The 26,490-nt window shown below is 60.0% G+C and carries 27 protein-coding genes; 15 read left to right on the plus strand and 12 right to left on the minus strand.

What is annotated here, in order from left to right; genetic code table 11:
- Window positions 1–38: 38 nt before the first annotated feature.
- From LL947_RS03165 to LL947_RS03180, 4 genes are read right to left on the minus strand one after another with little or no spacing between them, the layout of a single operon-like run.
- Complete coding sequence (locus LL947_RS03165) at window positions 39–812, minus strand: creatininase family protein (RefSeq protein ID WP_499833927.1); 774 nt, start codon at window positions 810–812, stop codon at window positions 39–41.
- 21 nt (window positions 813–833) lie between these two features.
- Window positions 834–1,616, minus strand: coding sequence for an FkbM family methyltransferase (locus tag LL947_RS03170; RefSeq protein ID WP_499833928.1), 783 nt, complete (start codon window positions 1,614–1,616; stop codon window positions 834–836).
- Entirely contained in the window at window positions 1,616–3,553 is a 1,938-nt protein-coding gene (gene mdoH / locus LL947_RS03175) for a glucans biosynthesis glucosyltransferase MdoH (protein ID WP_499833929.1), read from the minus strand. Before mdoH ends, LL947_RS03170 begins: the two co-directional genes overlap by 1 nt.
- A complete protein-coding gene (locus LL947_RS03180) occupies window positions 3,543–5,081 on the minus strand; it encodes an OpgD/OpgG family glucan biosynthesis protein (RefSeq protein WP_499833930.1) in 1,539 nt (512 codons plus the stop codon). Before LL947_RS03180 ends, mdoH begins: the two co-directional genes overlap by 11 nt.
- A 273-nt stretch (window positions 5,082–5,354) precedes the next feature.
- On the opposite strand from LL947_RS03180, the gene LL947_RS03185 reads away from it, so the two are divergent.
- The gene (locus LL947_RS03185; RefSeq protein ID WP_499833931.1) at window positions 5,355–7,073 is read left to right on the plus strand and encodes an alkaline phosphatase family protein; all 1,719 of its coding nucleotides are present in this window, start codon (window positions 5,355–5,357) and stop codon (window positions 7,071–7,073) included.
- Here LL947_RS03185 and LL947_RS03190 read toward each other — a convergent pair.
- The 4 genes from LL947_RS03190 to LL947_RS03205 all read right to left on the minus strand — a co-directional run bounded on the left by LL947_RS03190 (window position 6,962) and on the right by LL947_RS03205 (window position 9,106).
- Window positions 6,962–7,312, minus strand: a complete 351-nt coding sequence (locus LL947_RS03190; RefSeq protein WP_290821545.1) for a DUF4870 family protein — start codon at window positions 7,310–7,312, stop codon at window positions 6,962–6,964. The two genes, LL947_RS03185 and LL947_RS03190, sit on opposite strands and share 112 nt — an antisense overlap.
- 34 nt (window positions 7,313–7,346) lie before the next feature.
- Window positions 7,347–8,261: a lysophospholipid acyltransferase family protein gene (locus tag LL947_RS03195; RefSeq protein ID WP_499833932.1), complete on the minus strand. Its 915-nt coding sequence runs from the start codon at window positions 8,259–8,261 to the stop codon at window positions 7,347–7,349.
- 2 nt (window positions 8,262–8,263) lie between these two features.
- On the minus strand, window positions 8,264–8,653 hold the full coding sequence (locus tag LL947_RS03200) for a DUF4870 family protein (protein WP_404416260.1): 390 nt from the start codon (window positions 8,651–8,653) through the stop codon (window positions 8,264–8,266).
- A 69-nt stretch (window positions 8,654–8,722) separates the two neighbouring features.
- Window positions 8,723–9,106 carry a VOC family protein gene (locus tag LL947_RS03205; protein ID WP_290821537.1) on the minus strand — a complete coding sequence of 128 codons (384 nt, stop codon included), beginning with the start codon at window positions 9,104–9,106 and terminating at the stop codon, window positions 8,723–8,725.
- 44 nt (window positions 9,107–9,150) lie between these two features.
- Here LL947_RS03205 and LL947_RS03210 point away from each other — a divergent pair, with 44 nt between their 5' ends.
- Window positions 9,151–9,810 carry a class I SAM-dependent methyltransferase gene (locus LL947_RS03210; RefSeq protein ID WP_290821535.1) on the plus strand — a complete coding sequence of 220 codons (660 nt, stop codon included), beginning with the start codon at window positions 9,151–9,153 and terminating at the stop codon, window positions 9,808–9,810.
- 52 nt (window positions 9,811–9,862) lie between these two features.
- Window positions 9,863–10,726: a putative RNA methyltransferase gene (locus tag LL947_RS03215; protein ID WP_499833933.1), complete on the plus strand. Its 864-nt coding sequence runs from the start codon at window positions 9,863–9,865 to the stop codon at window positions 10,724–10,726.
- A 106-nt stretch (window positions 10,727–10,832) separates the two neighbouring features.
- On the opposite strand, the gene LL947_RS03220 is transcribed toward LL947_RS03215, so the two are convergent.
- Window positions 10,833–11,039: a cold-shock protein gene (locus LL947_RS03220; RefSeq protein ID WP_290821532.1), complete on the minus strand. Its 207-nt coding sequence runs from the start codon at window positions 11,037–11,039 to the stop codon at window positions 10,833–10,835.
- A 303-nt stretch (window positions 11,040–11,342) separates the two neighbouring features.
- Here LL947_RS03220 and LL947_RS03225 point away from each other — a divergent pair, with 303 nt between their 5' ends.
- Window positions 11,343–12,380, plus strand: coding sequence for an SO_0444 family Cu/Zn efflux transporter (locus LL947_RS03225; protein WP_499833934.1), 1,038 nt, complete (start codon window positions 11,343–11,345; stop codon window positions 12,378–12,380).
- Here the strand turns inward: LL947_RS03225 and LL947_RS03230 are convergent.
- Window positions 12,342–12,977 (minus strand): CDP-alcohol phosphatidyltransferase family protein, encoded by a 636-nt coding sequence (locus LL947_RS03230; RefSeq protein ID WP_404416269.1) that lies wholly within the window; start codon window positions 12,975–12,977, stop codon window positions 12,342–12,344. The two genes, LL947_RS03225 and LL947_RS03230, sit on opposite strands and share 39 nt — an antisense overlap.
- A gap of 132 nt (window positions 12,978–13,109) precedes the next feature.
- Here LL947_RS03230 and LL947_RS03235 point away from each other — a divergent pair, with 132 nt between their 5' ends.
- Window positions 13,110–13,589 (plus strand): phosphatidylglycerophosphatase A family protein, encoded by a 480-nt coding sequence (locus LL947_RS03235; protein WP_499833935.1) that lies wholly within the window; start codon window positions 13,110–13,112, stop codon window positions 13,587–13,589.
- 4 nt (window positions 13,590–13,593) lie between these two features.
- Here the strand turns inward: LL947_RS03235 and msrA are convergent, their stop codons facing one another.
- Window positions 13,594–14,232: a peptide-methionine (S)-S-oxide reductase MsrA gene (msrA, locus tag LL947_RS03240; protein ID WP_499833936.1), complete on the minus strand. Its 639-nt coding sequence runs from the start codon at window positions 14,230–14,232 to the stop codon at window positions 13,594–13,596.
- Between the two features lie 80 nt (window positions 14,233–14,312).
- Complete coding sequence (locus LL947_RS03245; protein WP_290821522.1) at window positions 14,313–15,221, minus strand: LysR family transcriptional regulator; 909 nt, start codon at window positions 15,219–15,221, stop codon at window positions 14,313–14,315.
- Between the two features lie 153 nt (window positions 15,222–15,374).
- On the opposite strand from LL947_RS03245, the gene LL947_RS03250 reads away from it, so the two are divergent.
- From LL947_RS03250 to LL947_RS03295, 10 genes are all read left to right on the plus strand, one after another.
- Window positions 15,375–16,883: a CoA-acylating methylmalonate-semialdehyde dehydrogenase gene (locus LL947_RS03250; RefSeq protein ID WP_499833937.1), complete on the plus strand. Its 1,509-nt coding sequence runs from the start codon at window positions 15,375–15,377 to the stop codon at window positions 16,881–16,883.
- Between the two features lie 27 nt (window positions 16,884–16,910).
- The gene (locus LL947_RS03255) at window positions 16,911–18,575 is read left to right on the plus strand and encodes a GMC family oxidoreductase (RefSeq protein WP_499833938.1); all 1,665 of its coding nucleotides are present in this window, start codon (window positions 16,911–16,913) and stop codon (window positions 18,573–18,575) included.
- 191 nt (window positions 18,576–18,766) lie between these two features.
- The gene (locus LL947_RS03260; protein ID WP_404416287.1) at window positions 18,767–18,973 is read left to right on the plus strand and encodes a cold-shock protein; all 207 of its coding nucleotides are present in this window, start codon (window positions 18,767–18,769) and stop codon (window positions 18,971–18,973) included.
- Window positions 18,974–19,146: 173 nt separating this feature from the next.
- Window positions 19,147–19,812: an alpha/beta hydrolase gene (locus tag LL947_RS03265; RefSeq protein WP_499833939.1), complete on the plus strand. Its 666-nt coding sequence runs from the start codon at window positions 19,147–19,149 to the stop codon at window positions 19,810–19,812.
- 36 nt (window positions 19,813–19,848) lie between these two features.
- Entirely contained in the window at window positions 19,849–20,316 is a 468-nt protein-coding gene (ybaK, locus tag LL947_RS03270) for a Cys-tRNA(Pro) deacylase (RefSeq protein ID WP_499833940.1), read from the plus strand.
- A gap of 106 nt (window positions 20,317–20,422) precedes the next feature.
- The gene (dbpA, locus tag LL947_RS03275) at window positions 20,423–21,820 is read left to right on the plus strand and encodes an ATP-dependent RNA helicase DbpA (protein ID WP_499833941.1); all 1,398 of its coding nucleotides are present in this window, start codon (window positions 20,423–20,425) and stop codon (window positions 21,818–21,820) included.
- 37 nt (window positions 21,821–21,857) lie between these two features.
- Window positions 21,858–22,730 (plus strand): PA4780 family RIO1-like protein kinase, encoded by an 873-nt coding sequence (locus LL947_RS03280; RefSeq protein ID WP_499833942.1) that lies wholly within the window; start codon window positions 21,858–21,860, stop codon window positions 22,728–22,730.
- A gap of 44 nt (window positions 22,731–22,774) precedes the next feature.
- Window positions 22,775–24,679 (plus strand): ABC transporter ATP-binding protein, encoded by a 1,905-nt coding sequence (locus tag LL947_RS03285; protein ID WP_404416316.1) that lies wholly within the window; start codon window positions 22,775–22,777, stop codon window positions 24,677–24,679.
- Window positions 24,680–24,714: 35 nt separating this feature from the next.
- Window positions 24,715–25,722: a zinc-dependent alcohol dehydrogenase family protein gene (locus LL947_RS03290; protein WP_499833943.1), complete on the plus strand. Its 1,008-nt coding sequence runs from the start codon at window positions 24,715–24,717 to the stop codon at window positions 25,720–25,722.
- A gap of 2 nt (window positions 25,723–25,724) precedes the next feature.
- The gene (locus LL947_RS03295; protein WP_499833944.1) at window positions 25,725–26,480 is read left to right on the plus strand and encodes a DUF429 domain-containing protein; all 756 of its coding nucleotides are present in this window, start codon (window positions 25,725–25,727) and stop codon (window positions 26,478–26,480) included.
- Window positions 26,481–26,490: the final 10 nt, after the last annotated feature.

A 26,490-nucleotide genomic window follows, 5' to 3' on the forward strand; every position in this document is an offset into this window, starting at 1 on the left:
CTGAACAGGCAAACGGTGCTGGAAGATAGCCGCTCACTCTAGGTCGCTGGCAGGGGCCGGGCAGCCGCTTCCTGTATGACCCAGGCCAGCTGGCGGCCGTAGTGTTGCACCAGCTTCTTGCCCAGTTCGGCGGTGGCACCGGTGGCGTTACCCGCAATACCGTCGTCAGCCAGATCCTCAGCCAGCCAGGCCAGGGAGGCGGCACCTTCCTGGTCGAGCAGTGAATGTTCAGCGGGTTTTTCTGGCAGGGCGTTTCTGGCCCGGGCCATATTGACCTGTTCCGGCGCCAGATGCAGCATCATGGCGGTTTCCAGCAGGCCTCCATGCAGGCCGCGACGCAGCTCATCAGCATCGAGGGCGCCTTCCAGCGGGGGTAGGCGGGTGTAGGTGGCCTTGACCACCTGGAGGGCATGACGCCTGCGCAGCGCCAGAGCGGCAATATCCATCACCGCCTTGTTGCCACCGTGGCTGTTGATGATCATCAGACGCCGGATATCTGCCTGAGCGATGCTATCGCCGTAGGCTTCAAGGGTATCAATGGCGACGCGAGGGGGCAGGCTGAGAGTGCCGGGAAAACCGCTGTGCTCCTCGCTGGCGCCCACGCTGATGGCCGGCAGGCAGATCACGTCCAGTGTCTGGGGCAGCGCGTCCAGCATGGCGGCCTGCAGGCCCAGGCCGATGGTGGTGTCCGTGCCCAGCGGCAGATGATGGCCGTGTTGCTCGGTGGCGCCCATGACCACCACGGCCATCGGCGAGCGACGCGCCATTTCGGCCAGTTCCAGCGTGGTCAGCAGCGACCAGTCGGTGTGCATCCTGGTAATCCTCCCGGAAAATCAATCATAAGCCCCCGTCAACGCCGAATGGTGAGTCTGGCAGGCATAGATATCGCCTGAACCCAGGTGATCAGCCCCGGCGGCCAGCCAGGCATCCGTCTGGTCGGCAGTTTTCCATTCTGACCAACGCAATACCCGTTGTTCACCTTCTACTACATTGAAACGGTAATCGCCCAGTTGGCGCAAGTGCTCAATACAGGCCTGGCCGACGTCGAGGGTACCGGCTACAAATTCAAACGAGAGGGCCGGCACTGGCTGACTCAAACCTGCCAATACCTCCGCTTCGAAGCCCTCAACGTCTATCTTGATAAAGCAGGGTAGCCCGTAGGTGGCAATCAGGGCATCCAGGGTCGTCACCTCCACCGATAGTCGAGTGTTCCAGCTGACGCTGGCAAAACCGGCATTGTGCTGCGTGACCTGCGTGCGCCAGTCATCGGCAAGAGTCGACACCGTCGGGTTGCTTGGGTTGATGGCGATAGGCGCAGTGCCCAGGGCTGGCCCGGCCGCCATGGGAAGCAAGGTCAGCTGCTGGCCCACCATGCGCTTGCACCAGCGTGCCAGGCCCGGCTGAGGCTCCAGGGCGACCACATGGGCCCCCAGGGCCTGAAAAGCGGCACTGCGGTCGCCCAGGTGAGCACCGATATCAAAGGCCGGTGCGCCTGGGGTGATAAACGGCCGATAGAGAGCCTGCAGGCCAGGCTGACGCCCGGGGCGCCAGTAGATCACCAGGGAGCGGGCGATGCCAAAGGCACTGGAAAATTGATGCAACAGCCTTGACGGCATCAGTAGGTCTCCTCGGTACGTGGTGCTGAGAAAGCGTCCTCAGAGAGACGATGACGCTGAAAGGACTGTACCGGCATCTCTCCGGGCAGCTGCGCAGGCAGGGGGCTGAGCGGTTGCGCTGTCAAAACAGGCGCTTCAAGTGCCTGTGCAAGGTGATGGTGGTAGGCCTCAATGACACTGACATTCTGCTGATATGGCGTCTGCCACAGGCCCAGACGCCGTTGCTGTGGCTTGCCGAGAGGGTAGCTGCTGGCCTTGACCAGCAGGGTTGAACCTACCAGCCCCAGCCAGGCCGGGGTCAGCCACAGGCCCGCAGCAGGCGATATGACCATTAAGGCCAGCAGCCAGGCCGTTCCCACAAGCGTTATCCAGCCGGTCGGTTGCCAGGCTTCTTTCCAGCTGAGCGAGCGCTCACCGCGGGGTTGGGTGTCCCACTCAACGGCGCGGCCGGTCAGAACGCCACCAATAAACAGGCTGTGCCAGGCCATCATCAGTGGTGCCAGCAGGGCAGCGAAGCCAATCTCCAGCAAGGTGCTGGTCATCAGCCGCCATCGCCCGCCGTAGTCGGCCGGTGTATGACTGAGCGCAAGCACAAGGCCAAACAGCTTGGGCGCAAGCAGCATGCCCAGTGTTACCCCCAGAAGCCCCAGGGCAAGGGGTTGGGAATGCAGGTTAGGGGCTCCGTTCAAGGCACTGACGCCGATCATGATGCTGGAGCTGATCAATAGCAGCAGCCACAGTGGGGATGACAGATAGGCAAAGGCACCACAGAAGAAGTGGCAACGGCTGAGCGGGTGTAACCCCGAACCTGTCAACAGGCGCAGATGCTGAAGATTGCCCTGTAGCCAACGGCGGTCGCGCTTGGCAAAATCCAGCAGATTACTGGGCATGGATTCATAGCTGTCGGCGGTTTCAGCAGGACGAAATGTACAGGTCGTGGTGGTGTCGAGTAACACCTGCCAGCCATCGCGACGTAGCAGGGCAGCTTCGACAAAATCATGGCTTAGCAGCTCCCCGCCCAGCGGCGGCTTACCGGGCAGGCTGGGCAGCCCGCAGCTGGCCATAAAGGCCTGTGTACGCACAATGGCATTGTGCCCCCAGTAATTGGCACTGTCGCCCTGCCAGAAACTCTGCCCGGCGGCCAGCATGGGGCTGTAAAGCGCGGCGGCAAACTGCACCATGCGCCCAAACAGGGTGACCTGGCCAACCGGAATCGGCACACTCTGGATCAGCCCGACCTCAGGTTGGGCATGCATCTTTTCAATCAGCCGTATCAGGGTGGCCCCACCCATGACGCTGTCGGCGTCAAGCACCACGAAATAATCATATCGGCGGCCCCAGCGGCGACAGAAATCGGCTATATTGCCTGCCTTGCGGCCATGGTTGTTTTCCCGCCGACGGTAGTGAATACACAATGATTCATTCAGGCGTTGCTGAAGCGCGGCCACGTGCCGGGCTTCTCTGGCGGCCACTTCAGGGCACTGGGTATCGCTGAGAATAAAGACATCCACCAGGGGCGTCTCATCGTCCTCACGCTGCGCCATTTTCTCCAACAGGGAGCGACAACTGGCCTCCAGGCCCGCCAGGGTAGGCTCTGGCGGCTCCTGATAGATGGGCATGATGAGGGCAGTACGGGCCTGGGCTATTCCCTGTGTGTCGTCAGGCTTATGGTGGTCCAGCCGCTGCAGGGTCATCGGATCGCGGCGACACCAGCACAGTATGAAACCGCTGACGGCACTCCAGAAAGACAGCGCTATCCAGCTGAAGGTCAGCACAAAGATCATCAGCAGGCCCAGCCTAGCAGCCAATGGCAAGGAGGCGGTGATATGCAAAAGCGTGGCTGAACCGGCAAGGCTGGTTATCAAGACACAGACCGCCAACCCCCAGCGGCGCAGGCGTAGCCAGGGCATCTTGGCTGGGAAACGGCTAGTTGGCATCGGGAGCCCTGTCCACCTTGGCAGGTGGGATGATCTGGTTCCAGGTTTCACTGATGATGCGGCCTTCCAGGGTCAGCGCCAGGCGAATATCGACGGGCTGGCGGGTTTCAGCCACCCGGAAGGTGGCCCGCCACTGCTGGTCGGGCAGTGCCTTGACCTGAGCCAGGGTAATGGCCTCTTCCTGTCGGGTCTGTAGCCGCATCTCGACAGGATGGTCAGCGTTGAGTGTGGCCAGTTCACCGCCATCAAAGTCCACAATCCATTGGCGTTGCCCGGCGCTGGCAGAATCCGCCTCACCGGGCACGCCGGCATCGCCCTGGCGGCTTCGCACCGCCTTGGCAAGAATGTGTGCGTGAGGGGTGTCTTGCAGTGTCCGGGTACGATAGTTGAGCTGACGCGACTGGCCGGCGAGGAACGGCGATTCCGATACCCAGTAGGCGACAATATTGTCATGGGTTTCATCCGGGGTGGGAATTTCCACCAGCTCGACATGGCCTGCTCCCCAGTCCTCCAGCGGTTCTACCCATTGGCTGGGGCGGCGATGGTACTGGGCTTCCAGATCCAGATAATGATTAAACGCGCGTTCTCGTTGCATCAGACCAAATCCCTTGGGGGTGTCATCAACAAAGGCGGAAACCTGCAGGCTGTCCGGATTATTCAGCGGGCGCCAGATCCATTCCCGGGCGCCGGTATGCATCAGAAGGCCCTGGGAATCATGGACGTTGGGGCGGAAATCATCCCTGCCCGGGCCGCTGATATCGCCATGGGTAAACATGCTGGTCAGGGGCGCAATGCCGAGTTTTTCAATGTCTTCCCGAGCGAACAGGGTGGCCTTGACCCGCATCTGGGTGCTCTGGCCCGGGGTCAGTTCAAAATGATAGGCACCGGCCAGTGAAGGACCGTCAAGCAGGGCCATGATGTGCACGCTGGGATCCTCTGGTGCCGGTTTGAACAGCCAGAACTCACGAAAGGCCGGGAACTCTTCGCCCTTTGGCAACGCTGTATCAATGGCAATACCGCGGGTCGAAAGCCCGTAAGCCTGATCACGACCCACCAGGCGGAAGTAGCTGGCGCCCAGAAACACCGCAAACTCATCCGCATGCGCCTGGGTATTGAGCGGATAGTGGAGCCGGAAACCGGCGTGTCCGGCAGCGCTCAGATCCTGGTCTTCAAGGGCCTGGGCCGCGCCTTCATAAATAAAGTCGGACGGCTTGAAGGTCAGCGGGGTAGCGTTGCCCCCTTCAACGACATGCAGCTCAACCGGGTGCTGGAACAGAAAGCCGCTGTGAAACAGCTGCAGTGAAAAGCGGCTGTCATCCTGCCAGTATGCCTGTTCCGGATCAAAACGGATCTGTCGATAGGTATCATAATTGATGTCTTTCAGGGCATCAGGCAAGGTACCGGTAGGCTGTTCATAGGGCTGGTCGGCCAGCGCCTGGGCATGCGCTGCCAACGTCTGGAACCACTGCTGCTGTTCTGCGGGTGTGGGGGAGGCCAGCGCCTGGGTGCTCAACAGTGCCAGCAGCATGGCTGGGGTCCATTGTATCCTCTTGAAAAAAGACAGGGCCCATAACCTCCAAACCGTGAACGCATCGTTAGGCACTGAGTGGCTCCTTGAGCGGGAGAATGGATTCTGGCGACAATCGAGCGGTTTTTGGACCGCCTGATGACCCGACGCCAGAAATATTCAACAATAGTTATACGTTGATCTATTACAGTACATGATTTTTTGGATTTCCAGTACTCTTTCAGGTTCCTTAGCCGGTGCTTTATTCCGTCAGCTTTCAATACAGGTAACGTTATGGGTCGATTATGGGTGAGCGCACTGGTAATGAATATCATCCTGGTAGCGCCGCTTTGGTGGCGATTCGAGGACGTTGGTGGTCGCCTGATCGCCTGGGAGGCCTGGCTGGCCGTCCCGCTGATCTTACTCTTGCCCAGGGGCGGCTGGCGCACCTGCCTGGCCATGGCCTGGATATTGAGCGTTCTGGTAATCACCTTGTTCAACCTGGGGGATGTGGCGACCTATCTGGCCTTTGGGCGCTCATTCAATAGCTATCTGGATGTACCTCTGGCACGCGCCGTGTTTGAGCTGATGGTCGGCAACATTGGCTTCTTGCCGGCGGTAATAGTGACGCTGCTGGCTACCCTGCTGCTGATAGCCCTGTTCGTGATACTGGCGAGAATACTGACCTCTCCACGACGGTTACCGATCACGCGCCTGCCCGGCCTTCTGGCGGGCGTGATGGTGACGGCCAGCGCCGTACTGATCACCCTGGAGCTTAACGGTCAGCGTCTGGTGGAGAGCGCCCGCGTGCCCATGGTCAATACCGCCATGTTCCAGTGGCAACAGATTACCCAGACGCATGCGGCGCGCAAGGCGTTTGCTGCCACCCTGGAGGACGCGCCCATCGAGGTGGAACCCTTGCCGGGGTTGGCCGACAAGCGCGTCCTGCTGACATTTGTCGAGTCCTATGGCGCGGCCGCACTGGAAGACAGCCGCTATTCCGATGTGCTTCTGCCCATGCTGGATAACCTCGAGCAGCGCCTGGGGGGGCAGGACATCCAGATGGCGTCCGGCTGGCTGGAGTCGCCGATTCGCGGTGGGCAGTCATGGCTGGCCCATGCCAGCGCCCTGAGTGGCCGCAAGGTGGATAATCAGCTGTGGTACCGGCTGATGCTGGACAGTGAGCATGGCACCCTGGTGGATGATTTCAAGACCACAGGGCACCGCACCCTGGCGGTGATGCCGGCCATTACCCGTGCCTGGCCGGAAGGGCGTGCCTATGGTTTTGATGCCATCCACGCGGCCAGGGATCTTGATTACGCGGGGCCGCCGCTCAACTGGGTGACCATGCCGGACCAGTACACCCTGGACTATACAACGCGAGAATTGCTGGGGGATGCCCCGGTATTTGCCCAGATAGCGCTGATTTCCAGTCATGCGCCCTGGACGCCGATCCTGCCGGTGCTCGACGACTGGTCACAGATCGGTGACGGTCGCGTGTTCGAACGCTGGGAGAATGCCGGCCAGGCGCCGGATGCGCTATGGCAGGACTTTGCACAGGTCCGCGATCACTATGCGCGCTCGGTGGCGTATGCCGTTGAGGTGGCCGGCCGCTGGAGTGAGCGGGTCGCCGATGACAACACCCTGCTGATCATCCTGGGGGATCATCAGGCCGCGCCGCTGATCACTGGCGATGATAATGTGGCCGAGGCCACCTTTGCTGTGCCTGTGCATGTGATCAGCGCTGACCCGGCGCTGCTGGCCCCCTGGTTAGCGCGTGGCTTTACCCCGGGTATGCGGCCCCAGGCGCTTGATCAGGACGCCGAGGTCACTCATATGCGCGCACTGCGTCACTGGCTGCGCGAGGATTATGGCCAGCCGTGTCGGCGTGCCGGAAGTGTCTACCCTAACCAGCTCGTAGGGCGAGCCGGCGGCTTGCCGCTGCGCAGTGCCCGCCAGCCCAGCACACAACGCACGCCCAGCCAGACGGCCAGCAATGGCCATAGCAGGTAGCCCACCATGACCAGGCTGAGGACAAAGGCGATACAGAAATACAGGCTGCCGATCCAGAAGGTGCGAATCAGATAGCGGTAATGCGCCTGCAGCCAGGGCGGGGCCTCCTTGCGGTAGACATAGGCAATAATCACGCCGATCAGCAGGGTTATGTTGGCGGTGACCAGCCCGGCAAGAAACAGCGCATAAACCACCTGAGGGGTACGGGTATCATCGTTGGCAACAGGGCGATTGGACATATAAGGCTCTCAGGTCAGGCGGTGGTGATGGCAATCAATAAAGGCGGAAATCGCGAAAATCAGGTCGCTTCTGCTGTTCTTCAACCACCTTGCGGTAACGTTTGTATTCCCACTGATACTGGGCAGGGTCGAGGGCAATCGCCGCCTCCACACTGGCGTTGACGCCGGTGGCAGACTGGACCTCATCCTCGCTGTAGACCCTTTCGTCGGCATCCAGAAAGTGAATCTCGAAGCCCTTGCCGGGAAGCCGTCTGGCGACACCGGTGACGACCCGGGCGCGGGTGCGCATCACCAGTTTGGGCAGCAGGGTGGCGGTATAGGCATCACGCTGGAAAAAAGGCGCGAACACACCGCTGCCCCAGTCGGGCTCCTGATCCGGCAGGATACCAATCGCCTCACAGCGTTTCAGTGCCTTGAGCAGCGCGGCCACGCCGCGTGGGTTGGTAGGCACCAGCAGTGCACCCATGCGTTCGCGCCCCTGGCGAATCACAGGGTCAAGCTCGGCTATCTTGGGAGGCTCATACATGGCGGTAAACGGGAAATGGCTGGACAGCCAGAAATTCAGCACCTCCCAGTTACCAAAATGCGGGGCCAGCACGATGACACCACGCCCTTCCTCTCGGGCACTGTCGAGTTTGTCACGCCCATGGACGGCCAGAATATGTGCCTCTACCTGCGCAGCTGGTGCCATCCACGCGTGGCCGAGTTCCAGCATGGTGGCGGTGGAGTGGCGCAGGCTCTGCCGGGCAAGTTGAGCACCCTGGGGGCCATCAAGCTGAGGATAGACGACGCCGAGGTTGGCCAGGGTCACGTCCCGTTCGCGGCGGCTGAAACGATAGACCAGAGGGCCGATGAAAGAAGCCAGGCGCCAGATACGGGTAAGTGGCCAGTGGGCCAGGCGCTGCCAGAGCCAGCCGATGGCGCGCCCACGACTAAGATTCAGCGGCATACCTAAAACAGCCAGGTGTTCACATTACTGGGCGCGCGCGTTTCCTGCAGCCCCTTGAAGCCTTTGACGCAGCGGATGATCAGCCAAACGGCCAGGGCCACCAGCAAGGGGAAGCCGATCAGAATGAACGTCAACAGAGAAAAGACTGCCGCGTAAAGAAAGCCCATCCAGAAGGTGCGGATCTGGTAACGGTAGTGTTCGTCGAGCCATTCCGGCCCCTTGCCTTTGTAGACATAGGCGATCACCACACCAATCAATGAAGTGAAGCCGAGAACAAAGCTGGCCAGATAAAGCGCGTAAACCACCATCGCCATAGTGGTATCCGGGGCTTTGCCTGAGCCTTTTTCCTCCTTGACCACTTCTCCCTCGATAGGCGTTTCATCCTGGCGCATTGTCTTTCATCCTTTTCTGGTTGTTCCGATGGCATCCATGATAGCGCGGCCGCAACGGGATGGCACCTGTCAGGACCGGACAGGTCGTGATATTTCCAGCAGGTTACCATCCGGGTCACGCAGGTAAAGCGACACAATCGGCCCGTTGGCTCCCTGGCGATCGACGGGCCCCAGTTCGACCTCAACGCCCAGCGCGTCAAGGTGCTGTCTGAACTCATCCAGTGGCAGGCGGCAGCGCAGGCAAAGGTCCAGGCTGCCCGGTGTCGGGGTGGCCGAAACAGGCGCTATGTCGGTATCGGTCTGATGGAGCCGCAGTGCGGTATCGCCCATCATCAGGTCTACCCGCTGGGTATCCCGATAACGTACATCCAGGCCTAGCACGCGGGAATAGAAATCCACGGCACGACCGATATCGGTTACGGTAACGACAAGATGATCCAGACCTGACAGCATAGGTACCCCTTGGGAAAATGACGATGTGATCAGTCGAGGATACGATGATGTGGCGCTGCCCGCTATGTATGAACCCAAAAAACCAGCATTATCATCAGGATTCCCGACGCGACTACTATCAGTGCGGGGGTTGCCAGCTGGTGTTTGTGCCGCCTGATCAGCACCTGTCTGCCGAGCGGGAAAAGCAGGAATATGACCGCCATCAGAACAGTTCGGATGACCCTGGCTATCGGCGCTTTCTGAACCGCCTGCTGGTTCCGCTGGAAGCCTGCCTGACACCCGGTGCCCATGGGCTGGATTTTGGCGCAGGGCCAGGGCCGACCCTGTCGGTGATGTTTGAAGAGCAGGGTTACTGCATGGACATTTATGACCCCTTCTATGCGCCTGAACGCCAGGTTCTGGCTCAGCGCTATGACTTTATTACCGCCACCGAAGTGCTGGAGCACCTGTCGTCGCCCCGCCAGGTGCTGGCGCAGCTGAGCGATCTCCTGGTGCCCGGCGGTTATCTGGGTTTCATGACCAAAAGGGTCAAAAATCACGCGGCTTTTAGCCACTGGCACTATATCCAGGACCCTACCCATGTGGCGTTTTTCAGTGAGGATACCTTTATCTGGTGGGCGTCTTACCATGGCTTTGCGCTGACCTTTCCCGGCCAGGATACGGTGATCATGCAAAAACCCGCAGACGTCAGTAAAAAGCCTTGACCCTATCGGGTTATCATTGCCGACTCACCCTGCACCTAATTGAGCTTTCCCTATGCCCAGTATTCCCTTTCAGGCCCTGGCCTGCCCGCTGGATGGCCAGCCGCTTGCCCTTGTAGAAAATAATACCTGGTGCTGCACCGCAGGCCACAGTTTTGATATTGCCCGTCAGGGGTATGTCAATCTGCTGCCGGTCCAGCACAAGCGCTCGCAGGACCCGGGGGACAGCAAGGCCATGGTGGCGGCTCGCCAGCGTTTTCTTCAAGCAGGCCACTACCAGCCGCTGGCAGAGGCCATAAGTCGCTACGTGGCCACCTGGGCAGCCAGACAGCCATCAGGCGCTGAGGGGTTCAGCTGCCTGGATGCGGGCTGCGGTGAAGGTTATTACCTGCGTCGGCTGGCCCGTAGCGTGCCGCATGAGCTGGCGTTGATCGGCCTGGATATTTCCAAATGGGCGGTCATGGCCGCCGCAAAACAGGATGACAAACAGGCGCCCGTCAGCCGCTGGGTGGTTGGCAGCAATGCCCACCTGCCGGTGCAGCCAGCAGCGCTCGACGGTGTGCTATGCATGTTTGGCTTTCCGGTGTATGACGAATTTGCCCGTGTGCTGAAAAGCGGGGGAGTATTACTGCAGGTGGAAGCGGGAGCACAGCATCTGCGCGAGCTGAGAGAAGTGATCTACCCGCAACTCAAGCCGGAACGTTCGCCGGCGCTGGAAGTGCCAGAAGGCTTTGCTTATATTGACGAGGAAACGCTCAGCTACCCGATCAGGCTGGAAGGGCAGCAGGCAATTGCTGATCTGCTGGCCATGACGCCACACCTTTACCGTGCCAGTGCGGAAGGGCGAGCCAGGGCGGCAGAACTGGATCAACTGGCGATAACGGTTGATGTGCGCCTGGTCCAGTGGGCACGGCGCTGATCCGCCGAGGCGATTGATACGTGGTGCCCAGACGCAACAAGGCCCGCATAAGCGGGCCTTGTCATCAAACCTGTAAAGGCTTGAACAAGCAGTTAATCAATAAAGATTAAGACAGCTGCTTGATGTTAGAAGCCTGGAGGCCTTTCTTGCCCTGGGTAACGTCAAAAGAGACGTTAGCGCCTTCCTGCAGAGATTTGAAGCCGTCAGCCTGAATCTCGGAGAAGTGAGCAAAGAGGTCGTCGCCGCCGTCAGAAGGAGCGATGAAACCAAAACCTTTAGTGTCGTTAAACCATTTAACTGTGCCAGTAGCCATGTGTAGATCCTTTCGCGCTTATGCGCCTAGATTAAGTGCCTGGTGTTACCCAGAGAGAGTAGCGGGTAGAACAAAGAACACAATATCAGGCTGCCGAAATAGATCGTACACTGCTGAGGACTTGCTTCTTGCTAACCAACTGGCGCTTAAAGTGACATGATTAGGTCGACAGGTCAAAGGCTTTGTTGATTATTTTCCTGGGCTTGACCTTTGTGCAGGAAGGGGCGCTAGGATTTGCATAGCTATCCTCATGGCCACGCCAGTCGTTTTCACAGCCAGAACATTCGGGGTTCAACGATAGATATGAGTATGATTGAAGCGCTATTGAGTATTGCCCTGAGCGCAGCCCCCTGGCTGCTGTTGGGTCTTTTCATTGCCGGCCTGATCAAGGCCTGGATGCCGCAAAGTCTGTTGCAGCGCTGGATGGGCGGCGATGGCCTGGGCAGTATTCTGCGCGCCGCTGTGATCGGCATGCCTTTGCCGCTGTGTTCCTGTGGGGCGATTCCGACCTCTCTCGCCTTGCATCGCGGCGGTGCAGGGCGCGGGCCCACCACGTCCTTTCTGATCAGCACGCCGGGCGTGGGGGTGGATTCCATGCTGCTGACCAGCGTACTGCTAGGCCCCCTGATGGCCGTGGCGCGAGTGTTGGGCGCCATGGTAACGGCCATCGCGACCGGGATACTGGTGGGGTTCGGTTCAGGTCGTAAGGCAGCCCCGGCGCCAGAGGGCGACAGCGGTGTATCGCAGCGCTGCTGCGCGTCCAAAAGCTGTGGCAGCAGCCCTCAGAAATCAGATACCGCTCCCGGCGTGGTAACCGGTCTGAAATATGCCTTCAGTGATCTGCTGGACGATATCAGCGCTTGGGTATTCGCCGGGCTCATACTGGCCGGCGTACTGGTGACCTTTGTACCGCCGGATACCCTGGTAGGGTTTTCGGGCGGTTTCCTGGCCTTGGTGCTGATGGCCCTGATCGGCATTCCCCTCTACGTGTGTGCAACCGCGGCAACGCCGATTGCTGCCGGGTTACTGCTGGCGGGCATCTCGCCGGGCATGGCGCTGGTGTTCCTGCTGGCGGGCCCTGTGACCAGCCTGGCGACCCTGGCCATTCTGCGCCGCGAACTGGGCGGCAAGGCCCTGGCTATCTATCTGAGCAGTATCCTGGTGGTCACCGTGTTGCTGGGTTGGGGGCTGGATGCGCTGATAGGCCTGACCGACTGGAATATCGTTCAACAGGCCAGCCAGGTACAGGAGCTGCTGCCCGAATGGCTCGAGTGGGCAGCCCTGGTGGTGTTGGTACTGCTGTCATTGCGTCCTGTCCGGCGCCGCGTCCTGGGTTTTTAGCGCGCGATAACCGCCCCATAGCCGGGTGGTGGTGGTGATCAGACAAGCGATCGCAAACAGGCTGGCCAGCCAGGCAAAATGGGTGGGGAACAGGCAAAACAGCACCAGGGCTGCGACCGTCTCGGTGCCTTCGGTCAGGCCTTCCAGGTAATAGAAAGCTTTGTTGGGCAGGTCGGTGCGCAGCTTGTCCTGCCCCCTTGCAGCAATAGCAAAGGCCAGGAAAGATGTGCCGGTGCCGATAAAAGCAAACAGCAGAAAGGCGGCGGCCAGGGCATTTTCCTCCGGCCGCGCCAGGGCAAAACCGAGCACGACCGCGGCATAGAACACAAAGTCCAGGCCGATATCCAGAAAACCACCGGCCTCACTGCTTTTACCCGTCAGGCGAGCCAGGGCGCCGTCCAGGCCATCACTGATACGGTTGATGATGATGGCTACCAGCGCCAGGGCGTAATACTCAAAGGCCAGCAGCGGCAGAGCACTCATACCCACGATGAAGCCCAGCAGGGTGACCTGATCAGGCGACACCCGGCCTGCCAGCTTGCTGGCCAACGCTTCCAGCGGGCCCTGGGTCATCGGCATGGTCCAGCGATCCAGCATGGCACCTCCTTTGGATAGGGGAAAACCGGTGGCTATGTTCAAACCTAACAGGCGTATCAAGTGCCTGGTAGCCTCTGCAATGCCAGCAAATTGGATATACTCATGTTTTCAACGGTTAGGAAGGCGTAAGCAATGGTGGAGTCACTGTGGTACTGGTTGGCTACGGGTCTGGGCACCGGGCTTTCGCCAGTGGCGCCCGGCACAATCGGGTCGCTGTTGGGCATTCCCCTGGCATGGTGGCTGCTGAAACAGTCGCGCCCGGTGGGGTGGCTAACGTCAGGCGCGCTGATGGTGCTGGCCATACCGCTTTGCCAGGCAGTGTCTGCGCAGTTAGGTGGCAGTGACCATGGCAGTATCGTGGCCGATGAAATTGTCGCCTTCCCGCTGGTGGTGATGGGGGTAAGCGCGGCACGCAAACCCTGGGTCATGGCGCTGGCCTTTGTCATCTACCGTTTTTTTGATGTCCTGAAACCGCCGCCCATCCATCTGGCTGAGCTGGCAAGCGGCGGTCTGGGTATCGTACTTGATGATGTTCTGGCCGCCGCCGTGAGCTTTATCGTACTGGCGCTGCTGCTTAAGTGGCTACCCGCCCGCTGGTTCAGGGCTGTTTGAGATGTCAGAACGAGGGGCCACCGGCTTCGTCGCCCCAGATCTCTTCAAGCCGACCATCCCGCCCGCAGCTGAAACGGTAAAACTTATAGCGCACCGGGTTTTTCTGATAATAATCCTGATGATATTCCTCCGCTTCCCAGAAGGTATCTGCCGCGACAATCTGGGTGGCGATCTCCCGCCCGAAGCGTTCTTCCATCTCGGCTTTTGAGGCTTCGGCCAGCTCGCGCTGTTCGTCATCAACATAGAAAATGGCCGAACGGTACTGATCGCCTACGTCGCAGAACTGCTGATCCACGGCAAAGGGATCAATATTGCGCCAGAAGATCTCCAGCAGCTGTTCATAGCTGATCTCATCCGGCTGGTAGTCAATCCTGACCACTTCAGCGTGGCCGGTTTCCCCACTGATAACATCTTCGTAGGTGGGGTTATCCAGATCGCCGCCGATATAGCCCGAGATAGTGGCGTCAACGCCGGGCTGGTCGTCATAGGGCGGCTCCATGCACCAGAAACAGCCGCCAGCAAAAATCGCCTCGGCGCCACTCGACTCGTTGGCTGTCAGGGAAGGCACCACAAAGGCACCCGAAAGGAGAGTAATAACGGGTAGCGTGCGACGGGTGACCCCGGGTATGGATGGAAACATCATGAATGACTCCAGGAGATGAAAGATGCATACAGCTTATGGAAACGTTTCATGGCTGACAGTTCCCGCCAACGCCAGAAAAGCTAGTAACTTCCCAGCGTCCAGACATCCTCAAGCGTATTGAGCGCCGTTTCAATAGCCGGCTCTGCCTGGCGCTCCCGCTTCCAGATAAAGCTGAGGGCACAGGGCAGGCGCACATGGCGGGCAACGCATAGGCCACTTTCCTGCCGCTCGGCCATGGCCAGGGCATCGCGTGCCAGGCTGAGCCCGACGCCCGCTCGCACCAGGTCCAGCATACAGGCTTCCTGATCCACCTGGGCAACCCGGTTGGGCACGGCATGATGGCTAGCCATCGCCTTGCCAAGCAGGCGGTGATGAACCGAGTCCGTGGGGGTGACAATCCAGGGCAGGCGGGCCATCTGTTCCCAGCGGGTATCCATCAGGCGACTTTCCCAGCCAGGCGGAGCAACAACGTGATAGTCAAAGTGGGTCAGCTCACGGTGAGCAAGGGTCGGGTGCTGGTGCCCGGTGCCTTCCCCGGGTGGGGCCAGGTAGAAACCAACGTCCAGGCGGCCGGCTTCCACATGCCCCAGAACGCTGCCACTCATGCCGTGATGCAACTCGGTTTCAAGCTGCGGCGCGCGGGCCATCAAACGGCGCAGGAAATCCCCCAGGCGAATGAACTCCGGGTCGACAATGGTGCCGATCTTCAGCTGCCCGCGCACCGTGTTGTGAAGGGCCTCTGCGGTTTGCAGAAAGGCGCTGGCGCTGGCCAGGGCCTGTTCTGCGGCAGGCAGCAGGGCCATGCCGTCGGCGGTAAGGGCCAGCCCCTGTGGGCGGCGCTGGAACAGGCCAAGCCCCAGCTGTTCCTGCAACTGTTTAAGCTTGAGGCTGACCGCTGGCTGGGTCAGATGCAGCTGGAGAGCCGCACGGGAAACGCTGCCGGTGCGCGCCACGGCCACAAAGGCGCGCAAGCTGCCGAGATCATGCATGACGCTCTCCAAGGCAGTGGTATTAAAAATACTTATATCTAGCTTTTGAATAACTCAATTGATTGTGACATTAAGTCCGCTAATCTGGCTATAAACTGACACGCAGCGTTCAGATATCAAACAAGGCTTAAATAAATTTTATAAGAGGGCACCATGACAGCATCCATCACCCATTATATCAACGGTCAGCGCAACGCAGGCGACCATGCCAAGACCCAGCCGGTGTTCAATCCGGCCACCGGCGAGGAGAGCGGTCAGGTGGTTCTGGCCAGCCCCCAGGACGTGAGCAGCGCCGTTAACGCAGCTCAGGCCGCGTTTCCCGCCTGGGCAGATACCCCGCCGATTCGCCGGGCGCGAGTGATGTTCCGCTTTCTTGAACTGCTTAATGCGCATAAGGATGAGCTGGCCGAAGCCATTACAAAGGAACACGGCAAGGTGTTCACCGATGCTCAGGGCGAAGTAGCCCGGGGGATTGATATTGTCGAGTTTGCCTGCGGTATTCCGCAACTGCTCAAGGGTGACTACACCGAGCAGGTCAGCACCGGGATTGATAACTGGACCATGCGTCAGCCGCTGGGTGTAGTGGCAGGCATTACGCCGTTCAACTTCCCTGCCATGGTGCCGATGTGGATGTTCCCTGTCGCGATTGCCACGGGTAATACCTTTATTCTCAAGCCCAGCCCGCTGGATCCCAGTGCCTCACTGCTGATGGCCGATCTGCTCAAGCAGGCGGGCCTGCCCGACGGTGTTTTCAACGTGGTGCAGGGCGACAAGGACAGCGTTGAAGCGCTGATTGATCACCCTGACGTCAAGGCACTGTCGTTTGTCGGCTCCACGCCGATTGCCAACCTGATCTACGAGCGCGGTGCCAAGCACGGCAAGCGCGTGCAAGCACTTGGCGGCGCCAAGAACCATATGGTCGTCATGCCGGATGCCGATCTGGACAAGGCTGTGGATGCCCTCGTGGGTGCGGCCTATGGCTCGGCAGGCGAACGCTGTATGGCCATCAGCGTGGCCGTGCTGGTCGGTGATATTGCCGATGGCATCGTGGCGCAACTGGCCGAGCGCGCCAAGGCGCTGAAAGTTAAAAATGGCATGCAGCTGGATGCGGAAATGGGCCCGATCGTCACACCCCAGGCCCATGAGCGGATTACCGGCTATATCAACAAGGGCGTGGAAGAAGGTGCCGAGCTGGTCGTGGACGGCCGCGACTTCGATAGCGCGCATACCGGCGATGGCTGTGCCGAGGGTTTCTGGATGGGCGGCAGCCTGTTTGACCACGTCACCCCCGAGATGACCATCTATAAAGAAGAGATCTTCGGCCCTGTACTCGTCTGCGTGCGCGTGCCGGACATCGCCACAGCCATTCAGCTGATCAACGACCACGAGTTCGGTAATGGCGTCAGCTGCTTTACCGAAAGCGGCAACGTTGCCCGCGAATTTGGCCGCCGCATTCAGGTAGGCATGGTCGGCATCAACGTGCCCATTCCGGTACCCATGGCCTGGCACGGTTTTGGCGGCTGGAAGCGTTCCCTGTTTGGCGACATGCATGCCTACGGGGAAGAGGGCGTACGTTTCTACACCAAGCAGAAATCCATCATGCAGCGCTGGTCAGATTCCATCGATGCCGGCGCTGAATTCGTGATGCCCACGGCCAAGTGATGCGGCCTGGGTAACGGGAGCCTGTTCATGTCTCATTCTGCTAACAACAATTTCGACTATATCGTGATTGGCGCAGGCACTGCCGGGTGCCTGCTGGCCAATCGGCTGAGTGCCAACCCGGACAACAGGGTGCTGCTGATTGAAGCCGGCGGGCCGGATAACTATCACTGGATTCATATTCCCGTCGGCTACCTGTACTGCATCAACAACCCGCGCACGGATTGGCTGTTCCGTACCGAGCCCGACAAAGGGCTTAACGGCCGTTCACTGATTTACCCCCGCGGTAAAACCCTGGGTGGCTGTTCTAGCATTAATGGCATGCTCTATCTGCGCGGCCAGGCGCGGGATTACGACCACTGGGCCGAACTGACCGGTGATGAGGCCTGGCGCTGGGATAACTGCCTGCCGGATTTCATGAAACACGAAAACCATTACCGGCTGGACGATGACGGCGATGGTGATCACGAGCACCGCCGATTCCACGGTCACGGCGGCGAGTGGCGGATTGAGAAGCAGCGCCTGAGCTGGCAAGTGCTGGATGATTTTGCCGAGGCGGCGGTGCAGGCGGGTATTCCGCGCACCGAAGATTTCAATCGCGGTGATAACGAAGGCGTCAATTACTTTGAGGTCAACCAGCGCAAGGGCTGGCGCTGGAATACCTCCAAGGCGTTTTTACGGCCTATCAAGCAGCGCACCAATCTGACGGTCTGGCATTCCACCCATGTGAATCGCCTACTGTTTGAAGCGCAGAATGGCAAGCTGCGTTGCACAGGGGCAGAGCTGCTGCGTGAAGGCAAAACGCTCATGACAACCGCCCATCGGGAAGTGGTGCTGAGCGCTGGTACCATTGGTTCACCGCAGATACTGCAGCTTTCCGGGATTGGTGCGCCCGAGCTGTTGCAGCAACACGGCATTGACGTGGTGGCAGCCCTTCCCGGTGTGGGCGAAAACCTGCAGGATCACCTGCAGATACGCTCAGTGTATAAAGTGAAAGGCGCCAAAACGCTCAACACCATGGCCAACTCCCTGGTGGGCAAGGCCATGATCGGCCTTGAATACGTGCTGAAACGCTCGGGCCCGATGAGCATGGCGCCCTCCCAGCTCTGCATTTTCACCCGCAGCTCGGAGGACTACCCACACGCCAATATCGAATACCACGTCCAGCCGCTGAGCCTGGAGGCGTTTGGTCAGCCGCTGCACGATTTTCCGGCGATTACCGCCAGCGTGTGCAATCTCAACCCGACCAGCCGCGGCCGCGTACAGATCAAAAGCCGCGACCCTCAGGATCACCCGGCGATCGAGCCCAATTACCTGAGCACCGAGGAAGACCGCAAAGTGGCTGCGGATTCGTTGCGCGTCACCCGGCGCATTGCCCAGCAAGAGGCTTTTGCCGGATATCAGCCGGAAGAATTCAAGCCAGGCCTGGAATACCAGACGGACGAGGATCTGGCCAAGCTGGCCGGGGATATCGGTACCACTATTTTTCACCCGGTAGGAACCGCCAAAATGGGCCGTGATGATGACCCGGCGGCAGTGGTGGATTCAAAGCTGCGGGTAAGAGGCATTGCCGGCCTGAGAGTCGTCGACGCCAGCATCATGCCTACCATTACCAGTGGCAACACCAACTCGCCGACCCTGATGATTGCTGAAAAGGCGGCTGCGTGGATGATGGAGGAGGCTTCATCTGCCTGACATTTCTTAACGCTATTCTTGACGTGCGTTGCATTTCAGCGCACCATGAAGGCAGTTGGTTAGCAAGTCGAACGTTGTCAGCAGTATTAAGGCGCCTTAAGCGTTGAGTCTGGTGAAAGTTTCTTGTTCTACCCACTGCAATTCGGGTATTACCCCGGCTTAATTTATTCGCTTTATCGAGGATTTCGATCATGGCAACTGGTACAGTAAAGTGGTTCAACGACACTAAAGGCTTCGGCTTCATTTCACCGGAAGACAACGGCGACGACCTGTTCGTGCATTTCTCCGAAATTCAGGCTGACGGCTTCAAATCCCTGCAGGACGGTCAAAAGGTTTCTTTTGACGTGACTCAGGGCAAGAAAGGCCTTCAGGCCTCCAACGTCAAGGTTGTGAGCTAAGCTCCCTTCCTGACGTGATCCGCCGGCTCAGGCTGGCGCGATGAAAAACCCCGCCTTGGCGGGGTTTTTTGTGTCTGCCGTTTGGGATTTTTCTTTTATCAGCATCAGCTTATGGCTCGCTGTTGGCGGGACTTTACGCTAACCTGTGAGCTTTGATTTATAAGGAGTAAGTAATGAGTGAACCGGGTGAGTTGATTATTGAACCCAGAAACGGGCAGCCCGCAGACGCCTGTGTGTTTATTCTGCATGGCCTGGGCGCCGATGGGCATGATTTTGAACCCCTGGTGCCAGCACTTTCACTGCCCAAGGATGCCAATGTCCGCTTTGTCATGCCCCATGCGCCGCGTCTGCCGGTGACCATCAACGGTGGTATGGTGATGCCCGCCTGGTACGATATTCTCGCCATGGATCTGGATCGGCGAGTGGATGAAAATCAGCTCAAGGCGTCCGCACAGCGTATTCAGGGCCTTATTCACCAGCAGATGGAGCAGGGCATCGACAGTCGCCGCATCATTATGGCCGGGTTCTCCCAGGGCGGGGCGGTGGCCTACCACGCCACCCTGACTTTCCCGGAGCCGCTCGGCGGCCTGCTGGCGCTGTCGACCTACTTTGCCACCGCCGACAATATCGAGTTGGCCGATGCCAACCGGGATATCGCGATTGACGTGCATCACGGCAACTTCGACCCGGTTGTGCCAGAAAGCCTGGGCCGCAGTGGGGCAGATCGTCTCAAGGGCCTGGGTTATAGCGTTAACTATCGCCAGTACCCCATGGCGCATGCGCTTTGTCCTCAACAGGTCAGTGATATTGGCCAATGGCTGACGCAGCGTTTAAGCTGAAGATTATTGACGCCTGCCTGCCGGAGAACAGCCATCATGACGCCTGCCCTGGAGCAAGCCAGAACCGCTGGAATTGCCTGTACCCTGCATGAATACCTGCATGACCCGGGTGCGGCCTCCTACGGGCTGGAAGCCGCAGAAAAGCTCGCGTTGCCGCCGGAGCAGGTGTTCAAGACCTTGATAGTCAAGCTGGATGGCAATCAGCTGGCGGTGGCTGTGCTACCGGTAACCCAGCAGCTCAGCCTGAAACAGATGGCCCGGGCCGCCGGTGCCAAGAAAGCCGTGATGGCCGACCCCGCTGAAGTGGAGCGCGTTACCGGCTATGTGCTGGGGGGCGTCAGCCCTCTTGGGCAAAAAAAGCGCCTTGCCACCTTTATTGATGCAAGCGCCCGTCAGCATGCAACGATTCACGTCAGCGCCGGGCGCCGCGGGCTGGAAATCGAGCTGGCGCCGGGCGACCTGGCCGCTCTGACCGACGCGCGTTTTGTGCCGCTGGTAATGTGACACATCCACGCTGAAGAGGGTCGCCAGCACAGCAGACGCCAGTACTTTCTGGTATGGTGCCCTATATTAAAGGTTTGCTGAGCCAACCACTCCTTCAGGAAAATTCGTGTCTGACGCTTCTTTTGCTTCGCTTGCGCTATCTCCGGCGCTATTAACCAATCTGGATTCCCTCGGCTACCATGCCATGACCCCGGTACAGGCCGAAAGCCTGCCACCCATGCTGGCCGGGCGCGATGTCATGGCTCAGGCCAAGACCGGCTCGGGCAAGACGGCGGCCTTCGGGCTGGCGCTACTGGAAGGATTGCGCCTGGACGCCTTTGCCGTGCAGGGGCTGGTGCTGTGCCCCACCCGGGAGCTGGCCGATCAGGTGGCTGAAGAGCTGCGTCGCCTGGCCCGCGGCCTGCCCAACGTTAAAGTACTGACACTCTGCGGCGGCGCCGCCTTCGGGCCGCAGCTGGCGTCTCTGGAGCACGGCGCGCATATCGTTGTGGGCACCCCGGGGCGGATTGACGAGCATTTACGCCGAGGCTCGCTGATCCTGGGTTCGCTGGCCACCCTGGTGCTGGATGAAGCCGACCGCATGCTCGATATGGGCTTTCAGGTGACCATCGACGATATCATTGCCGAAACACCGCCGGACCGCCAGACGCTGCTGTTCAGTGCCACCTTTCCGGATGAACAGGCCTCTGGCGGGCTGGCGGCCATGACCCGCGGCGTGATGCATGACCCGGTGAGCGTCAAGGTGGCGGAGGTTCACGATGCCACCACCATTGAGCAACACTTTTTCGAAGTAGCCAGCGAAGAGGCGCGTTTTGCCGCGCTGAAACAGCTGCTGCTGGTCTATCGACCGGCCACCAGCGTGGTGTTCTGCAACACCAAGCGTGAAACCCAGGCGGTTGCCGACCAGTTGACCCAAGCCGGTTTCAGCGCCGTGGCGCTGAACGGCGATCTGGAGCAGAAAGACCGCGACCGCCGCCTGGTGCTGTTTGCCAATCAGAGCGCCTCGATTCTGGTCGCTACCGACGTGGCTGCCCGCGGCCTGGATATTGCCCAGCTGGATGCGGTCTTCAATTACCAGATTGCCCGCGAACTGGATGTCCACGTTCACCGGGTAGGGCGCACCGGCCGTGCAGGTGCCAGCGGCATTGCCTGTACCCTGGTCTCGCCCAAGGAGCAGTATCGGCTGGAGCGCCTGGAAGGCCTGCTGGAACAGCCGATTACCACCGAGCCTCTGCCCAGGCCCAAAAGCGCGGTGCCGTTTGAGCCGCCCATGGCGACGCTACAGCTGGCGGGGGGTAAAAAAGACAAGCTGCGCCCCGGCGATATTCTCGGCGCCCTGACCGGTGAGGGCGGGCTGAGCGGTGATCAGGTCGGCAAGATCAAGGTGCTGGCGCGCAGCGCCTATGTGGCCGTGGCCAGCAACGCCATTCAACAGGCCCAGGACAAGCTGGAACGCGACAGAATCAAGGGCCGCGCCTTCCGCGTACGGCGCATACGTCATTAATGCTCACGCTGTCATACAGGAGCTCTCTCAGCACGTTATGAAAACCCCGAAACGATTACAGCCTCTCTTGGATGATGGCCTCATTGACGAAGTGTTGACCCAGCTGATGAGCGGCAAGGAAGCTCAGGTCTACGTGGTGCGCTGCGGTGAGGAGGTGCGCTGTGCCAAGGTCTTCAAGGAGGCCAAGCAGCGCAGCTTCAAGCAGGCAGTGCAGTACCAGGAAGGGCGCAAGGAGCGCAACAGCCGCCGGGCACGGGCGATGGCCAAGAAAACCCGTTACGGCCAGAAAGAACAGGAACAGGCCTGGCTGACGGCAGAAGTGGACGCTCTGTACCGCCTGGCGGCCGCCGATGTGCGAGTGCCCCAGCCCTACGGGTTTGTGGATGGCGTGCTGCTGATGGAGATGATTACCGAAGCCGATGGCCACGTGGCCCCGCGCCTGGATGACGTCACCCTGACCCATGAACAGGCCCTGGCCTACCACGCCAAGGTGATTGAGGACGTGGTCAAGATGCTATGCGCCGGGCTGATCCATGGCGACCTGTCCGAGTTCAACGTGCTGGTGGATGCCGATGGCCCGGTGATTATCGATCTGCCCCAGGCCGTGGATGCCGCCGGCAACAACAGCGCCGAAGCCATGCTGGCGCGCGACGTCAACAATATGCGCGCCTACTTTGGCCGCTTCGCCCCGGAACTGCTCGACACCCACTACGCCAAGGAAATGTGGGCCCTGTACGAAGCCGGTGAGCTGCATCCCGAATCGACGCTGAGCGGCTATTTCGAGCACGACAGCCATATTGCCGACGTTGACGAACTGATGGAAGTGATTGACGACGCCAAGGAAGAAGAGGCCGAACGCCAGGCGCGCATCCGCGGCGATGACGACGACCCGGATGCCCCCAGCTATTGAGCTAAAGCGAGCCCTGTCAACACGCATCCACACGAGGCACTAGCATGCTCAAACGCCTGATGACCAAGGCCTTCGATTATTTCGAATCGCGGGTCAACCCTTACCCGGACCATGACGTGACAACCCCGCCTCAGGGGTTGTTTGCATTTATCTGGCACTTTACCCGCCCGGTCTGGCCGCTTCTGCTGATCATGTCCGTGTTGACGGCGCTGGTGTCGGCCGCCGAGGTGGTGTTTTTCAGCACCATGGGCAAGCTGGTCGACTGGCTGGGCGAGGTGGAACGCGCGGATTTCTGGGCTGCCAACGGAGGCTGGCTGGTCGGCACCGGGGTGGCCGTACTGATTGGCCTGCCGCTGCTGGTGCTGGGGCAGGCACTGATCACCCACCAGAGCATTTTCGGCAACTACCCGATGATTGGCCGCTGGCTTTCCCACCGCCATATGCTTGGCCAGAGCCTGGCCTTCTATCAGGATGAGTTTGCCGGGCGCGTCTCGCAGAAGGTCATGCAGACAGCCCTGGCGATTCGCGAAACCGTCACCAAGGTGATGGATCTGATGGTCTACGCCATCGTCTATTTTACCGGCGCGGTCTACCTGCTGGCCCAGGCAGACCTGTGGCTGGTGCTGCCGCTGGGCCTGTGGCTGGTGGGCTATCTGGCGATCATGCGCTATTTCATCCCCCGCCTGCGCGATATCTCCATGGCCCAGGCGGATGCCCGCGCCCAGATGACCGGCCGGGTGGTGGACAGCTACAGCAATATCCAGACCATCAAGCTGTTTGCCGATACCCAGCGCGAACTCGGCTACGCCAAGGATGCCATGCAGGGATTCATGGGCACGGTGCATCGCCAGATGCGCCTGGTCACCCTGCTGAGCGTGGTAATGACCCTGCTCAATACGCTGCTGCTGGTGGGCATGGCGGCCATGGTGATCACCACCTGGTATTTCGAGGTGATCTCGCTGGGCGTGCTGGCCATCGCCATTGCCCTGGTGATGCGGGTGCGCTTCATGTCCGACTGGATCCTGTGGGAAGTGGCCGGGCTGTTTGAAAACATCGGCACCGTGCAGGATGGCATGAATACCATCGCTCAGGCGCCGACGGTCAAGGAAGCGCCCAATGCCCAGGCGCTGACGGTGCCCCAGGGCAGGATCGTCTTCGACAGCCTGCGCTTTGAATATGCCCAGGCCAAGGGCGAGACCAAGAACGTCTTTGACGGTTTCAGCCTGAGCATCGCACCCGGTGAGAAAATCGGCCTGATAGGACGCTCAGGCGCGGGTAAATCGACCCTGGCCAATCTGCTGCTGCGTTTTTACGATCTACAGGGCGGGCGCATCCTGATTGATGGCCAGAATATTGCCGAGGTCACCCAGGCGTCATTGCGCCACCAGATCGGCATGGTCACTCAGGATACTTCGCTGCTGCACCGTTCGCTGCGCGACAACATCCGCTATGGCAGCCCGGAGGCCACGGATGAGGATATCTGGCAGGCGGTGCGCCGCGCCCACGCCGACAGCTTTATCAATGAACTGGTTGACCCCAAGGGGCGGCGCGGCCTGGATGCCCACGTAGGCGAGCGGGGCGTCAAGCTTTCCGGCGGCCAACGACAGCGAATCGCCATTGCCCGGGTGCTGCTCAAGAACGCGCCGATTCTGGTGCTGGATGAAGCGACTTCCGCGCTGGATTCCGAAGTCGAAGCCGCCATCCAGGAGCAGCTTGAAACCCTGATGGAAGGCAAGACGGTGATTGCCATTGCCCACCGCCTATCAACCATTGCCATGCTCGACCGATTGATTGTGGTGGATGAAGGGCGCATGGTGGAAAGCGGCACCCATCAAGAGCTGCTGGCCAGAAACGGTATCTATGCGCGGCTATGGCAGCGCCAGTCCGGCGGCTTTATCGGCCTTGATGTTCACGACGATAGCCCCCAGGTTGACACTACAGACGCATAAACGATTTATCATTATCTATAAACAGGAGATCAAGCATGCAAGCGATTCATCTCAAGCAGCCCGGCGGTCTGGACCACCTGACCCTGGCCGATATCGCCGCCCCCGCTGAGCCAGGCCCCGGGGAAATTCGCGTTCGCCTGCATGCCAGCTCGCTCAACTTCCACGATTACGCCGTCGCCGCGGGCATGATCCCCACCGAGGAAAACCGCATTCCCATGTCGGATGGTGCCGGTATCGTTGAGGCCGTGGGCGAGGGCGTCAGTGACTTTGCCGTGGGCGATGCGGTGGTGTCGACGTTTTTCCCCGGCTGGCTGGAAGGCCCTGCTCGGGTGGCGGATTTTCGCACTACCCCGGGGGACGGCGTTGAAGGCTATGCCCGCGAGCAGGTCGTGGCACCGGTCACCTCCTTCACCCATCAGCCCGACGGCTACAGCCACGCTGAATCCGCGACTTTGACCACCGCAGGGCTGACTGCCTGGCGCGCCCTGGTGGTGGATGGCGGTATCAAGGCCGGTGATACGGTGCTGGTGCTGGGCACCGGTGGCGTCTCGATTTTTGCCCTGCAGTTTGCCCAGATGATGGGCGCCCGGGTGATTGCCACTTCATCCTCGGATGAAAAGCTTGAACGCCTCAAAGAACTGGGGGCTGAGCATGTCATCAACTACAAGACCACGCCTGAATGGGGCAAGGCGGTACTGGAGCTGACCAACGGCGAAGGCGTGGATCACGTCGTTGAGGTGGGCGGCCCGGGCACACTGCCGCAATCCATTGATGCGGTGAAAATCGGCGGGCACATCGCCCTGATCGGCATCCTCACCGGCCGCCAGGGGGAGGTGCCGACCATCAAGCTGATGGCCAAGCAGGCCACCCTGAAAGGCCTGATTGTCGGCAGTCGCCGGGACCAGATCGAGATGATTCGTGCGATTAACGCCAACGGCCTGAAACCGATCATTGACCGTGAATTTCCCCTGACCGAGATCGCCGATGCCTTCCGCCATCAGGAATCCGGTAAGCACTTTGGCAAGATTTGCCTGACGTTCTGAACATGCCCGTGCAGACACTTTACCTGGGCTGGGATGTAGGCGGCTGGAACTGCGACAAGAATCCGGCCAGCCGGGATGCGCTGGTGATTGTCGATCAATCGCTGGCGTTGGTCGGCCAGCCCTGGCGGGGCAACCTGCGCGAAACCTTGAACGCCGCCACCACCCCGCGGGAGCTGATTAATCGGCTCCTGGCGTTGTGTCAGTATTCAGCAGGGGGCGATGAACAGCTGGTGATGGCGATTGATACGCCCTTGGCGTTTCCCCAGGCACTGCTGGCGCTGTGCCAGGGTGAGGCGGTGGCGGAGCTGGGAAGTTCACAGGATAACCCCTATCTTTATCGTGAGGCTGAGCGCTGGCTGTTTGCCCGAGGGGTCACGCCGCTGTCACCGATCAAGGACATGATCGGCAGCCAGGCCACCAAGGGAATGCACCTGCTGGCGCGTTTTGCACCGCACATCATCACCTGCGGCCAGTGGCAAAGCCAGTGCAGGGCTATCACGGCGGTAGAAGGCTATCCCTCACCCGCCAAGCGTTCCCGGCAATTCAAGGCGCTACGAGCACGCTGTCAACTGGGCGACTGGGAAGAAGCGTTGCAGCATGCCCCCAAACCCCGCCAGCAGGATCTTCAGGACGCCTGGCTGTGCGCCCTGGTCGCCTGGAGCCTCAACCACGCCCCCGACAACCTGGCCTGGCCACCCGCAGGCATGCCCAACGCAGAAGGCTGGATCTTTGTGCCCGAGGATGCGTTGGTTCATTAATGGGGGGAAC

The sequence above is a fragment of the Halomonas sp. BLK-85 genome, assembly GCF_044792155.1.
Lineage (GTDB): Bacteria > Pseudomonadota > Gammaproteobacteria > Pseudomonadales > Halomonadaceae > Vreelandella.

Coding starts and splice junctions, on each gene's coding strand:
- LL947_RS03165 (WP_499833927.1), bottom strand. CDS start 812: ATGCACACCGACTGGTCGCTGCTGACCACGCTGGAACTGGCCGAAATG.
- LL947_RS03170 (WP_499833928.1), bottom strand. CDS start 1,616: ATGCCGTCAAGGCTGTTGCATCAATTTTCCAGTGCCTTTGGCATCGCC.
- mdoH (WP_499833929.1), bottom strand. CDS start 3,553: ATGCCAACTAGCCGTTTCCCAGCCAAGATGCCCTGGCTACGCCTGCGC.
- LL947_RS03180 (WP_499833930.1), bottom strand. CDS start 5,081: ATGCTGCTGGCACTGTTGAGCACCCAGGCGCTGGCCTCCCCCACACCC.
- LL947_RS03185 (WP_499833931.1), top strand. CDS start 5,355: ATGGGTCGATTATGGGTGAGCGCACTGGTAATGAATATCATCCTGGTA.
- LL947_RS03190 (WP_290821545.1), bottom strand. CDS start 7,312: ATGTCCAATCGCCCTGTTGCCAACGATGATACCCGTACCCCTCAGGTG.
- LL947_RS03195 (WP_499833932.1), bottom strand. CDS start 8,261: ATGCCGCTGAATCTTAGTCGTGGGCGCGCCATCGGCTGGCTCTGGCAG.
- LL947_RS03200 (WP_404416260.1), bottom strand. CDS start 8,653: ATGCGCCAGGATGAAACGCCTATCGAGGGAGAAGTGGTCAAGGAGGAA.
- LL947_RS03205 (WP_290821537.1), bottom strand. CDS start 9,106: ATGCTGTCAGGTCTGGATCATCTTGTCGTTACCGTAACCGATATCGGT.
- LL947_RS03210 (WP_290821535.1), top strand. CDS start 9,151: ATGATGTGGCGCTGCCCGCTATGTATGAACCCAAAAAACCAGCATTAT.
- LL947_RS03215 (WP_499833933.1), top strand. CDS start 9,863: ATGCCCAGTATTCCCTTTCAGGCCCTGGCCTGCCCGCTGGATGGCCAG.
- LL947_RS03220 (WP_290821532.1), bottom strand. CDS start 11,039: ATGGCTACTGGCACAGTTAAATGGTTTAACGACACTAAAGGTTTTGGT.
- LL947_RS03225 (WP_499833934.1), top strand. CDS start 11,343: ATGAGTATGATTGAAGCGCTATTGAGTATTGCCCTGAGCGCAGCCCCC.
- LL947_RS03230 (WP_404416269.1), bottom strand. CDS start 12,977: ATGCTGGATCGCTGGACCATGCCGATGACCCAGGGCCCGCTGGAAGCG.
- LL947_RS03235 (WP_499833935.1), top strand. CDS start 13,110: ATGGTGGAGTCACTGTGGTACTGGTTGGCTACGGGTCTGGGCACCGGG.
- msrA (WP_499833936.1), bottom strand. CDS start 14,232: ATGATGTTTCCATCCATACCCGGGGTCACCCGTCGCACGCTACCCGTT.
- LL947_RS03245 (WP_290821522.1), bottom strand. CDS start 15,221: ATGCATGATCTCGGCAGCTTGCGCGCCTTTGTGGCCGTGGCGCGCACC.
- LL947_RS03250 (WP_499833937.1), top strand. CDS start 15,375: ATGACAGCATCCATCACCCATTATATCAACGGTCAGCGCAACGCAGGC.
- LL947_RS03255 (WP_499833938.1), top strand. CDS start 16,911: ATGTCTCATTCTGCTAACAACAATTTCGACTATATCGTGATTGGCGCA.
- LL947_RS03260 (WP_404416287.1), top strand. CDS start 18,767: ATGGCAACTGGTACAGTAAAGTGGTTCAACGACACTAAAGGCTTCGGC.
- LL947_RS03265 (WP_499833939.1), top strand. CDS start 19,147: ATGAGTGAACCGGGTGAGTTGATTATTGAACCCAGAAACGGGCAGCCC.
- ybaK (WP_499833940.1), top strand. CDS start 19,849: ATGACGCCTGCCCTGGAGCAAGCCAGAACCGCTGGAATTGCCTGTACC.
- LL947_RS03280 (WP_499833942.1), top strand. CDS start 21,858: ATGAAAACCCCGAAACGATTACAGCCTCTCTTGGATGATGGCCTCATT.
- LL947_RS03285 (WP_404416316.1), top strand. CDS start 22,775: ATGCTCAAACGCCTGATGACCAAGGCCTTCGATTATTTCGAATCGCGG.
- LL947_RS03290 (WP_499833943.1), top strand. CDS start 24,715: ATGCAAGCGATTCATCTCAAGCAGCCCGGCGGTCTGGACCACCTGACC.
- LL947_RS03295 (WP_499833944.1), top strand. CDS start 25,725: ATGCCCGTGCAGACACTTTACCTGGGCTGGGATGTAGGCGGCTGGAAC.